Origin of the sequence: Pseudomonas sp. TH31 (assembly GCF_016650815.1) — a bacterium.
Lineage (GTDB): Bacteria > Pseudomonadota > Gammaproteobacteria > Pseudomonadales > Pseudomonadaceae > Aquipseudomonas.
In genome coordinates this window covers 263,311-275,043 of record NZ_JAEKEZ010000022.1, presented here as the reverse complement: position 1 = coordinate 275,043, position 11,733 = coordinate 263,311, and the positions used below count along the sequence as shown (strand labels likewise).

Sequence of the window (11,733 nt, the reverse complement as noted above, 5' to 3'; positions counted from 1 at the left end):
CAATGTCGCCCTACCGTGCCCACTTGCTTGCGGTTTTATTGCTGGCGATCTCTCTGACCGCCTCCGGCGCTGCGCTGGACGAACCGCTCAAACCGTTACCCGCCGCGCCACAGCAAAATCCGTTGCGGGTCGAACTCGGTCGGCAGTTGTTCAATGAGCAGCGCTTGTCGGTCAATGGCAGCCTGTCCTGCGCCGGTTGCCATCACCTGGAAACCGGCGGCGCCGACAACAAACCGTTTTCCATCGGCTTCAACGGCCAACCGGTCGCCATGAACACCCCCTCGGTGTTCAACGCCACCCTGAACTTCCGCCAGTTCTGGAATGGCCGGGCCGACACCCTGGAAACCCAGGTCCACGAAGTGGTGCAGAGCCCCAGCGAAATGGGCAGCAACTGGGAGCACGTGGTGCAGACGCTGGCCACCGACCCAACCTATAAAACCGCGTTCGCCAATGCCTACCCGGACGGCGTGACCATGGGTAATGTGCAAAACGCCCTGGCCAGCTACGAGCGCACGCTGCTCAGCGCCAACTCGCGCTTTGATCAATACCTGCAGGGCAACACCGACATTCTCACCCTCGACGAAAAGTACGGTTATCTGCGCTTCAAGGACTACGGCTGCATTTCCTGTCATCAAGGGGTGAATATCGGCGGTAACATGTTCCAGAAATTCGGGGTCATGGGCGATTACTTCCAGGCTCGGGGCAACCTCACCGAGTCCGACCTCGGACGCTACCTGGTGACCAAGGATGAAGAGGACCGCAACGTGTTCAAGGTCCCGAGCCTGCGTAACGTCGCCGTGACCGCACCGTACTTCCACGACGCCTCGGCGAAAACCCTCGAAGAGGCGGTGGATGTGATGTTCAAGTACCAGCTCGGCCGCGTGCCTTCGGCCGATGACAAGACACTGATCATCCTGTTCCTCAAAACCCTGACCGGTGAATGGGAGGGCAAGCCGCTATGAAAATGTCTCGACGTCGCAGCATGGCCTTGCTGAGTCTTGTGGCGCTGGCCCTGGCCTCGACCCTGTTGTTCCTGTATCTCAAATCCAGCTCCGACCAGAGCTCGACTTACGCCGATTCCGGGATTTGATCGGGCGGATGAAACAGCTCAACGCGCAATGGGAAACCGAGATTCTCAAGGCCCGGATCACCATTTATCACAACTACGATCCGCTGGTCACACCGCTGACCGAGATGACAGAACTGTGGGAGCGGTTCGACAGCATGGAGTCGGACCACGGGCGCAATGACGCGTCCGTGTGGAAAACCAGCCATGATGCCTACCTGGCCGCCATCCAGGAAAAGACCCGCCTGGTGGAACAGTTCAAATCCCACAACGCGGTGCTGCGTAACTCCCTGGCATTTTTGCCCACTGCCGAGGACGACATCCAGCAACCCCTGGCCGAACTGGTGGATGGCGACAAACTGCAACTGCAGAACATCGCCACCGACACCTATGACCTGCTGCTCAGCAGCCTGGAATTTGCCCAGGTCACCTCTGACGACCGGGCCGCCGACATTCTGGTGGGCCTGAATAAACTCGGGGTGAACAAATTGCGGCTGCCGGAGCCGTTCCACGAGCCGGTCGATATTTTGAGCAATCACGTCGCGCTGATCCTGCGTGAGCAACCGATCGTCAACCGCCTGCTGGAGAACATTGAAGCCGTCCCGGTGGCTGAGCGCCTGGACGACATCACCAACCTGTTGAACAAGGATCAGCAACAGGCCGACGCGGTCTATCAGCGCTATCACTTCTACATGCTGCTGTTCTCGACGTTGCTGGTGCTGGTGCTGGTGTACCTGGCCATTCGCTTGATGCGCAGCTTCACCGAGATCAATCGCGTCAACAAAGCCCTGCAAACCGCCAACGAAGACCTCGAGTTGCGCGTCGAAGAACGTACCCAGGAACTCAAGGATACCCAGAGCGAACTGCTCGACACCGCGCGCCAGGCTGGCATGGCCGAGATTGCCACCAACGTGCTGCACAACGTCGGAAACGTGCTCAACAGCGTGAACATTTCCGCCGACCTGGTCACCCGTAAACTGCGCAGCAGCAAGGCCCAGGGGCTGGGCAAGGCGATGCAATTGATCAACGAACACCCGGACGACCTGGGCAGTTTTCTGACCGAGGATGCCAAAGGGAAATTGCTCCCCGGCTACCTCAATCAACTGGTGGACGCCATTGCCCTGGAACAACAGGGCATGACCGACGAACTGGCGCAACTGACCAAAAGCGTGGACCACATCAAGGACATCGTCGCCACCCAGCAGTCCTACGCCGGCGCCAACAGCCTGATGGAGCCGCTGCACATCAGCGAACTGCTGGAGGACGCCCTGCGCATGAACTCCGGCGCCCTGACCCGGCACCATGTCACGGTGGTCAAGGAGTACAGCGAAGTGCCGCGGGTGATGGGCGACAAGCATCGGCTGCTGCTGATTCTGATCAACCTGATCAGCAACGCCAAATACGCGATGTCCGACCTCAGCAACCGCCCGCGCCAGATGACCCTGGGGGTGAAAATCGTCGACGACGCCACCCTGCAAGTCAGCGTCAAGGACGACGGCGAAGGGATCCCGGAGGAGAACATGACACGGATCTTCGCCCACGGTTTTACCACCCGCAAGGAAGGCCACGGCTTCGGCCTCCACAGCTGCGCCCTGGCCGCCATCGAGATGAACGGGCACTTGACCGCCCACAGCGACGGGCCGGGCAAAGGCGCACAGTTCACCTTGCAGATCCCCCTGAAAACCGTGGCAGGTGACGCATGAGCGAACTTTCGAATCGACGCATTTTGTTGATCGATGACACACCGTCCATCCACGTCGACTTTCGCAAGATCCTCTCCCCGAACCCGGTGCAACAGGTGGAACTGGATGAGATGGAGGCCGCACTGTTCGGTGCCGAAGCCAAGTCCGCCAGTGCATTGTTCGAACTGGACTCGGCGTTCGGTGGCCAGGAAGGCCTGGGCAAACTTAAATTCGCCCTGAAGGAAAACCGTCCCTACGCCATGGCCTTCGTCGACATGCGCATGCCCGACGGCTGGGACGGCGCACAAACCATCGAATACCTGTGGCAGGAAGACCCGCGCCTGCAAGTGGTGGTGTGTACCGCCTACTCTGATTATTCGTGGGATGAACTGCTGGACCGTTTGCATGCCCATGATCGGCTGCTGATTCTGAAAAAACCGTTCGACAATATTGAAGTCCAGCAGATGGCCAATACCCTGCTGACCAAATGGGACATGACCGAGCGGGCCAGCGTGCAGATGGACCATTTGGGGCAGATGGTCGAGCGCCGGACCCGGCAGTTCAAAGAAGCCAGCGTGGAACTGCAACGGGAAATCGACGAACGCAAACAGCTTGAATCGCAACTGGTGCAATCGGAAAAACTCGCCTCGCTGGGGCAACTGGCCGCCGGCGTCGCCCATGAGATCAACAACCCTATCGGTTTTATTTCTTCCAACCTCGGTTGTCTGGACGGCTACTTTAAACAGCTGCAAGAAATGCTCGATGCGTATCGAGGGGCCGAAACGTCGATTTCTTCACCCGAGGTGATTGAACGGCTTAACGTGTTGCGCGAACGCGTCGAGCTGGAGTTCCTGCGTGAGGACATTCCGCTGCTGATCAAAGAGTCCAAGGACGGCATCAGCCGGGTCGGGCAGATCGTCAAGGATCTGAAGGATTTCTCCGGGTGGATTCCAACCAGGAATGGCAGTGGGCCAATCTGCAACAGGGCATCGAATCGACCCTGAACATCGTCGCCAACGAACTCAAGTACAAGGCCGATGTGGTGAAGGAGTATCAGGTGCTGCCGGAGATCGAGTGCCTGCCGTCGCAAATCAATCAGGTGATCATGAACCTGATCGTCAACGCCTCTCAGGCAATCGGGCCGGAGCGCGGCACCATCACCCTGCGTACCGGGCTTGAGGGTGAAACCGTATGGATTGAAGTCGCCGATACCGGCTCCGGCATTGAGCCGCAGTGCTTGCAGAAGATATTCGACCCGTTTTTCACCACCAAACCGATTGGCCAGGGGACCGGCCTTGGGTTGTCACTGTCGTACGGGATAGTGAAAAAACATCACGGGGATATTTCGGTGCGCAGTGAAGTCGGGGCCGGCACAACCTTCAGGGTCGAGTTACCGGTGCACCAGACCAAAGCGGCTGCCTGATCACCGATCCCCGTAGGAGCTGCCGCAGGCTGCGATCTTTTGATCTTGATTTTAGGCGGTATTGAAATTGCTAAGGATCAAGATCAAAAGATCGCAGCCTGCGGCAGCTCCTACATGGGAATCCTCAAGCGTCCGGTCGTTTATTCGCCAGGCCGGGCCTCAGGTGGCTTCCTGGAAATCCATTTCCGGTGGCTGACGGCGGAACCCGCCGGTGAGTACCGCCAGGTACACCACGCCAATCGCCAGCCAGCTCAGGCCCAGGTAAATCGCCAGGTGATCGAGGCTGACCATCAGCCACAGGTCCGCGACCAGGCCAATGAACGGGAACACCAGGAACAGCACGAGTTCACGCAAGCCTTTCTTCTCGCCAGCGATCCAGTAATGAAAGATCACCGACAGGTTCACCAGGCTGAAGGCGAGGAACGCGCCGAAGTTGATGAACGAGGTCGAGGTGGTCACATCCAGTTTCAGCGCCAGCAAGGCCACCACCGCGCACAGCAGGATGCTGTTGACCGGCGTGCCGAACCTCTCATGCAAGGTGCCGAAGAACGACTTGGGCAACACACCGTCGCGGCCCATGGCGAACAGCAACCGCGAACCGCTGGCCTGGGCCGACAGACCCGACGCGAACTGGCCGACAATCAGGCCGATCAGGAAGATCGACACAAACAAGTCGCCACCGATGTTGCGGGCAATCTCATAGGCTGCCGAGTCGACGTTGTCGAACTGGAACGCCGGATGGGCGATCTGCACGAAGTACGACACACCGACAAATATCAAGCCGCCGATCAGGGTAATCAGCATGATCGCCCGAGGAATGGTGCGGCGCGGGTCGCGGGTTTCTTCGGTCAGGGTACTGACTGCGTCGAAGCCAAGGAAGGAGTAGCAGGCGATGGCCGCGCCGCTCATGATCAGCGGCATTTGCATGTCACCGTTGAAGAACGGTTTGACCGTCCACAGCGGCGTGCTCGCATCGCCGCCGATGTAATGGATACACAGCACGACGAAGGCGATCAGCACCAGCGCTTGCACCAGCATCAGCAAGGCGTTGATGCCGTTGGCCAGTTTCAGGCCGACAATGTTGATCGCGCTGGTGGTGCCGATAAACGCCAGCACCCAGATCCACTGCGGCACCGCCGGGAATGCGGAGTTGAGGTAAGCCGCGCCGATCAGCCAGATCGCCATCGGTAGGAACAGATAATCGAGCAATACCGCCCAACCGGCGATAAACCCGAGTTTCGGGCTGATGGCTTTGCGCACATAGCTATAGGCCGAACCGGCAACCGGGAACGCGGCGGCCATGCGGCCATAGCTCATGGCGGTGAAGAACATCGCCACCAGCGCCGCCAGGTAAGCGGCCGGAACCATGCCGGCAGTGGATTGAGCGAGGATACCAAAGGTGCCGAGCACAATGATCGGCGTCATGTAGGCGATGCCGAACAGCACCACCGAACCCAATGACAGGGTGCGTTGCAAACGAGCCATGAGCGACTACTCCGAATTTATTAGATTTATGGCAGAGCCGAGTTCGGCGCAAGTTACGGGTGTTGCTTTGTTGTTTTTCAGTGTTTGTCCGGTGAATCGTGGAGCGCCGAAAAGATCGCAGCCTTCGGCAGCGCCCAACGGGCGCGTAGGAGCTGCCGAAGGCTGCGATCTTTTGATCTTCAGCTGTTGGGAATCAACAACTCCCGCAACCCGCCAGCATGCTCAACAATCGCCCCCGGCAACTTCAGCCGCTGATCATCCAGGTACCGATAATCCTGTCGCGCCGCCGTCAACTGATTCAGGTCCAGCTCAACCACAAACTGCCCCTCCTCACGCCCGGCTTCGAACAACAGCGTGCCCAGCGGATCCACCAGCGCACTGCCGCCGGCAAACAACAACCCGCCATCGCCCGCTTCCACCCGGTTGACCATCAAGGCGAACGCCTGGTTTTCCTGGGCTCGGGCCATGATTGCGGTGCGGTGGGTCGGACCGTAAGGGTCCATGTTGCCGTTGGTCACTAGCAGCAGTTCAGCGCCCAGTTGCGCCAGGGCCGGGCGGTCTCGGGGAATTCGATGTCGTAGCAAATCAGCAGGCCAACCCGTACGCCGTTCCACAGACAGGTGGCGTAGCGATCACCAGCCTCATAGACGCCACGGTCCGACGCCCACAAATGCGTCTTGCGATAGCGCAGGGCAATACCTTCGGGGGTAATCAGCAGCGTGGTGTTGTAGAAACGACCGTTGTGGTTCTCGGCCATGCCGACGACCACCGCGACATGGCGTTCACGCGCCGCGTCAATCACCGCACTGACGGTCGGGCCATCCAGCGGTTCGGCGATCCGGGCCACGGACTCTTCCGAGGGGAAGCCCATCAAGTGGCCTTCGGGAAACATGATCAGTTGCGTGTCGCCAGCGCAGGCGGCAATCGCTGCCAGGGCGCGTTCGAGGTTGTAAGCCGTGTCGTTGTCACGGCCCGCCAATTGGGCGAGTTCGACCTTCATGGGTATTCCTTGTTCTAAGGCCGGGCAGGGAGAAAGATTGCCCGGTCGGTGTCTGTGCGCCAGTATGCGCAGCAAGCAACCGGCCAGGGAATTACGCGGCTGGGGTAACCCGATAGGGGTAGATACATGACACTCTCGCTGGATGACATCGCCTGGCACCGCTCGGTCGGGCAACTGATCGACGCCCTCGACAAGCCCAACTTCTGGACGCAGCTTGTGCGGTTACTCGACCAATACGTGACCTTCGACAGCTGGGTGGCGCTGCTTTTCAGCGCCGATCAGCACCCGTTGGTGTTCGCCGAATGCCCTGGCGAGGACGGCAGCCCCGATCAGTTGTTCCAGGACTACCTGCGCGGTTTGTACCTGCTCGACCCGTTCTACATCGCCTGTCGCGAGCAGTCGCGCACCGGGCTCTATCGCCTGTCGGAAGTGGCGCCCGAGCATTTCGAGCTGACCGAGTATTACCAGCGCTACTTTCGTCTGAATGTGGTGGCCGATGAAATCCAGTTCAATTGCCAGCTCGAAGGCGACCGCACGCTGTGCCTGTCCCTGGGCAGCAAACAGCGCTTCAATGGCCAGCAAATCGCTTTGTTGTCGCTGATCCAGCCATGGGTGCTGGGTTTGTTACGCCAGCGCCTGCCCTATGAAATCAACGAAGTCGTGGCCCTGGCGCCGGCCGCGCCGCAGGCCGACTGGCGCGTCCAGCTGGAAGCATCGGTGCAGCGACTCAAAGGCGCGCAGTTAACCGCCCGGGAACTGGATGTCGGGCGTTTGATGCTCAGTGGTTGCTCCAGTAAAGAAATCGCCCGTAAGCTGGAAATCTCTGTCGAAACCGTGAAAGTCCATAAGAAACACATGTACAGCAAGCTGGGGATCAAATCCCAGTCCGAGCTGTTTTCGATATTTCTCCAGGCACAAAATGCCTGATACGCCGCCGATCTGTAGGAGCAAAGCTTGCTCGCGAAGAGGCCATTACATTCAACATTGATGTTGGCTGACCCACCGCTTTCGCGAGCAAGCTTCGCTCCTACAGGGATAGCGGTTATTAAAAACACCGAGTCCGAACCCAAGGAAACCGTATGAGCCTGTCACTCCTGAGCCGCTACGCCTTCTTTGCCGCCTGCGTGATATTCACCCTCGCCAGCCTGCCCTTTCTGGAGCACGACTGGCTCTGGCCAATCACCGCTGTCACCGGCATCCTCAGCCTCGTGGGCCTCTTCGACCTGATGCAAAGCCCTCACGCCGTGCGTCGAAACTACCCGATCCTCGGCAACATTCGTTATCTGGTCGAGGGCATTCGCCCGGAAATCCGCCAGTACCTGCTCGAATCCGACAGCGACGCCCTGCCCTTCTCCCGGGCCCAGCGTTCGCTGGTCTACTCCCGGGCCAAGAACGAAAGCGCCGACAAACCGTTCGGCACGCTGATCGACGTCTATCAGTCAGGTTTCGAGTTCATCGGCCACTCGATGCGCCCGGCGCCATTGAGCGACCCGAACAGTTTCCGGGTCATGGTCGGCGGTCCGCAGTGCACCCAGCCGTACTCGGCGTCGGTGTTCAACATCTCGGCCATGAGCTTCGGCTCCCTCAGCGCCAACGCCATTCGCGCGTTGAACCAGGGCGCCAAGCTCGGCAACTTTGCCCACGACACCGGTGAAGGCAGCATCAGCGCCTATCACCGGGAAAACGGCGGTGACCTGACCTGGGAACTGGGCAGCGGCTATTTTGGCTGCCGCACTGCCGACGGCCGCTTTGACCCGGAACGCTTCGCCGCCCAGGCACAGACTCCGCAAGTGCGGATGATCGAAATCAAGATGAGCCAGGGCGCCAAACCCGGCCACGGCGGCATCTTGCCCAAGCACAAGGTCACCAGGGAAATCGCCGAAACCCGCGGCATCATGATGGGCGAAGATTGCATCTCGCCGTCGCGGCACAGTGCGTTTTCCACGCCGATCGAAATGATGCACTTCATCCAGCAGCTGCGTGAACTGTCCGGCGGCAAACCGGTGGGTTTCAAGTTCTGCCTCGGCCACCCCTGGGAGTTCATGGGCATCGCCAAGGCCATGCTGGAAACCGGCATCCTCCCGGACTTTATCGTCGTCGACGGCAAGGAAGGCGGCACCGGCGCGGCGCCCGTGGAATTCACCGACCACATCGGCGTGCCCATGCGTGAAGGCTTGCTGTTCGTGCATAACACCCTGGTCGGCCTGAACCTGCGGGACAAGATCAAACTCGGCGCCAGCGGCAAAATCGTCAGCGCTTTCGACATCGCCAGCGTCCTGGCCATCGGCGCCGACTGGGCCAACTCCGCCCGTGGCTTCATGTTCGCCATCGGCTGCATCCAGTCGCAAAGCTGCCACACCAACAAATGCCCGACCGGCGTCGCCACCCAGGACACCCTGCGACAACGCGCACTGGTGGTTCCGGACAAGGCTCAGCGGGTGTTCAATTTCCACCGCAATACGCTCAAGGCTCTGGCTGAAATGCTCGCTGCTGCCGGGCTGGAACAGCCTTCACAGTTGTCGGCCAAGCATTTGGTCCGGCGCATGTCGGCGACCGAGATCAAATTGTTCTCGCAGTTGCATGTGTTCTTGAAACCGGGGGAATTGCTCACCGGTGAGGTGACCGGCGAGTTTTACTCACGGATGTGGCAGATGGCGCGGGCGGACAGTTTTGAGCCCAGTGAAGTGGCTGCGGCTTAAGGAATGTTTGAGCGCCCGTCTCATGGGGAGGCGGGCGTACATCAAGGAAGTACACCCTGCTGAAAGTGATCGCCGAAGACTTCATCCAACCCGAACACATTAAAACCGTTCGACCGTGGTACGCCGAACTGCTCGAGAAAACCCGATTGGAGCCGGACTGCATTGCCTACGACTTGTTCGTCGATCAGAAAGCCCCCGGGCACTTCATATTTGTCGAACAATGGCCGGACCGGGCCGCGCTGGATGCCCATTGCCAATCCGAACATTTCCGGCGCCTGGTGCCACAGATCAACCAGTTTCAGGCCCGGAGTGCATCGTCTTGCTGATGGACGCGTTCTGACGGCTCCTCTCTTTCCAATCCGCCAACCGGACCACCGACGGCAAACACTTTCTGCAAGGAGTCGCAGCATGCCGTTACTGTCTTTCGATTCGCTGGCCCACCAACTGCCAACCCCCTGGAAATCATCGGTGGTCGGTCAGATTGGCTCCTCTCGTATCAAGGTTTTGCGCATGGACGAGCAGGCCTATGAGCAAGAGTCCCATGATTACAACGAAGGCTTGCTGGTCATTTCCGGATGCTTGCATCTGAACATCGCCGGGCAAACCGTGAAGGTTCAGAGCGGTGAAATGTACCTGGTGGAAGCCGGGGTCGCTCACTCGGTGCTGGCGGGGAGTCATGGGACGCTGATGATTATTGACGCGTAGAGAGCGTCACCAATGAAGCTCAGTGATCGGCGCGGGCTCTTTCATGACGATAAAACCGTAATCCCCGAGCAGATAAATACGGTAGTACTGGCTATCCACCAACGGCACAAACCCTTGATAGCCGACCCGCGTCGCGTTGCGCCGCTCCCGCTCGGCGACCACGTTGGTGATGCCGACCTTCGGCAGGTTTTCCGCGAGCATGTAGTAGTCGGTGTTGAGTAAATAACGCAACACCGGCATCTGTTTGAACGAGCCTGCGGCGCCCAACAACCAGTGATCGGAGTACGTCACTGACATATAAATACGTTTGGCATCGCGCAGTGCCGGGCGCGAAGCAATGTCGTAGCTCAGGGCATACAGCGCGCTGCTGGCGAAGGTCTTCTGCACCATCAGCACCCGCCCGTAGGCGAAGGACAACGAGAGCATGGCCAGCAGCGGAATCAATAGCAGCAACGGCAGTCGTTCATGCACGGCGGCCAGCGCCAGATGACTGAGGTAGAACAGCAGCAACATCAGCACGGCAAATCCCATCAAGGTTCGGGCGCCTTCATTGAAGTCGCGAAACAGAAGCGCGACGCCCGGCACCAGCAGCACGGTAGCGGGCACGATCAGCAGACACAGCACGCCGGTCATGGCGTTCCTCTGCCCCGTCTCCTGGCGCTCAAGCAGGCGTCGCCCCACCTGAACGCTGCCGGCAGCCGCGCACAGCAACAACCCGGCAAACACCCAGGCTAATCCACCGTGAAACAGCAGCATGACTTTTTCCAGCGCCCGGCCCGCGTTGGTTTCTGCTTGCAGCAGAGGGTCCGCTGCCCAGTTCAGCAACAGGGTGCGATCCGGACTCATGTAGGCATACGCGGTGGCGCCGTAGATCAACCACGCCAGCCCGGTTTGCGCCAGTTTCCAGCCGATCAGCGGGTACCACTCAGGCCAGGGGAGCCGTTCGTTCGCGCCCCGCAGCAACTCCAGACAACACAGCCCGAAAAACACATTGATACTGACCTGGTACAGCCCGATGGCCAGTGCAATCAGCAACGCGGGCACGACCCATTGCTGGACGCGGGAGCCGCTGCGAAAGGTGATCGCGAAGATCACCGCCACCAGGCTCAAGACCATGGCCGGCCCGTCATATTGATAGGACAGGTTTTGCAGGAAGAACGGGTTGTACCAGAGCGCAAGCACCACCAGACAGTGGGATAACCTCGGCTCGGCAACGTAGTGGAAGGTCAGGCGGGTCAATGCCCAGGCCATGGCCAACGAAGCCATCAATAATGGCAGCGGGAAAATGTCCGGCGCCGCGCCGCTGAAGGTCATCGCGTTGTAAAACAACTGCGTGAACAGACGGCCCTCCCCGGCCCAGCCCATGCCGGCGGCCAGAGAACGCCAGCTGTCATCAATGTAGGAATAATCGACGAGGATCAACGGCAGCACGTAGGCAAAGGTCGCGAACACAAAGAACAGCCAGACCCGACGGCCGCCGAGTTCTCTGTCGAACCATTCGCCCATCCTCATACCCATGCCCCTTGGGGTGCCTGCGTTCAAGCCATAAAAATTTGAACCGGCCCGGGAGCAAAAATCACTGACTTTTAGACAGACGGCGTGCCGGCCAAGCCCCGGAGACATCCCGTAATATCCCGACTTTGCAATTCGCCGCCAACCACGGCACCCTGCGC

The 11,733-nt window shown here is 59.5% G+C and carries 6 protein-coding genes and 4 pseudogenes; 7 read left to right on the top strand and 3 right to left on the bottom strand.

The features are described 5' to 3' along the window. Positions 1-2: 2 nt before the first annotated feature. The 3 genes and pseudogenes from JFV26_RS15905 to JFV26_RS15895 all read left to right on the top strand — a co-directional run bounded on the left by JFV26_RS15905 (position 3) and on the right by JFV26_RS15895 (position 4,171). A complete protein-coding gene (locus JFV26_RS15905; protein ID WP_201193794.1) occupies positions 3-962 on the top strand; it encodes a cytochrome-c peroxidase in 960 nt (319 codons plus the stop codon). Next, a pseudogene (locus tag JFV26_RS15900) lies at positions 959-2,769 on the top strand (DAHL domain-containing protein). Before JFV26_RS15905 ends, JFV26_RS15900 begins: the two are co-directional and overlap by 4 nt. Beyond that, a pseudogene (locus JFV26_RS15895) lies at positions 2,766-4,171 on the top strand (ATP-binding protein). Before JFV26_RS15900 ends, JFV26_RS15895 begins: the two co-directional pseudogenes overlap by 4 nt. A gap of 159 nt (positions 4,172-4,330) precedes the next feature. Here the strand turns inward: JFV26_RS15895 and JFV26_RS15890 are convergent. Together JFV26_RS15890 and JFV26_RS15885 are read right to left on the bottom strand one after the other, a co-directional pair. Continuing rightward, positions 4,331-5,656, bottom strand: a complete 1,326-nt coding sequence (locus JFV26_RS15890) for an APC family permease (protein ID WP_201193792.1) — start codon at positions 5,654-5,656, stop codon at positions 4,331-4,333. A gap of 179 nt (positions 5,657-5,835) precedes the next feature. Then, positions 5,836-6,656 (bottom strand): annotated as a pseudogene (locus tag JFV26_RS15885) (carbon-nitrogen hydrolase family protein). 126 nt (positions 6,657-6,782) lie between these two features. Here JFV26_RS15885 and JFV26_RS15880 point away from each other — a divergent pair. The 4 genes and pseudogenes from JFV26_RS15880 to JFV26_RS15865 all read left to right on the top strand — a co-directional run bounded on the left by JFV26_RS15880 (position 6,783) and on the right by JFV26_RS15865 (position 10,060). After that, positions 6,783-7,583 (top strand): helix-turn-helix transcriptional regulator, encoded by an 801-nt coding sequence (locus JFV26_RS15880; RefSeq protein ID WP_201193790.1) that lies wholly within the window; start codon positions 6,783-6,785, stop codon positions 7,581-7,583. A 152-nt stretch (positions 7,584-7,735) separates the two neighbouring features. After that, on the top strand, positions 7,736-9,355 hold the full coding sequence (locus JFV26_RS15875; protein ID WP_201193787.1) for an FMN-binding glutamate synthase family protein: 1,620 nt from the start codon (positions 7,736-7,738) through the stop codon (positions 9,353-9,355). A gap of 56 nt (positions 9,356-9,411) precedes the next feature. Then, a pseudogene (locus tag JFV26_RS15870) lies at positions 9,412-9,695 on the top strand (putative quinol monooxygenase). 68 nt (positions 9,696-9,763) lie between these two features. Further along, positions 9,764-10,060: a cupin domain-containing protein gene (locus tag JFV26_RS15865; RefSeq protein ID WP_201193785.1), complete on the top strand. Its 297-nt coding sequence runs from the start codon at positions 9,764-9,766 to the stop codon at positions 10,058-10,060. Between the two features lie 6 nt (positions 10,061-10,066). On the opposite strand, the gene JFV26_RS15860 is transcribed toward JFV26_RS15865, so the two are convergent. Further along, entirely contained in the window at positions 10,067-11,578 is a 1,512-nt protein-coding gene (locus tag JFV26_RS15860; protein ID WP_201193783.1) for a glucosyltransferase domain-containing protein, read from the bottom strand. Positions 11,579-11,733: the final 155 nt, after the last annotated feature.

Coding starts and splice junctions, on each gene's coding strand:
- JFV26_RS15905 (WP_201193794.1), top strand. CDS start 3: ATGTCGCCCTACCGTGCCCACTTGCTTGCGGTTTTATTGCTGGCGATC.
- JFV26_RS15890 (WP_201193792.1), bottom strand. CDS start 5,656: ATGGCTCGTTTGCAACGCACCCTGTCATTGGGTTCGGTGGTGCTGTTC.
- JFV26_RS15880 (WP_201193790.1), top strand. CDS start 6,783: ATGACACTCTCGCTGGATGACATCGCCTGGCACCGCTCGGTCGGGCAA.
- JFV26_RS15875 (WP_201193787.1), top strand. CDS start 7,736: ATGAGCCTGTCACTCCTGAGCCGCTACGCCTTCTTTGCCGCCTGCGTG.
- JFV26_RS15865 (WP_201193785.1), top strand. CDS start 9,764: ATGCCGTTACTGTCTTTCGATTCGCTGGCCCACCAACTGCCAACCCCC.
- JFV26_RS15860 (WP_201193783.1), bottom strand. CDS start 11,578: ATGGGTATGAGGATGGGCGAATGGTTCGACAGAGAACTCGGCGGCCGT.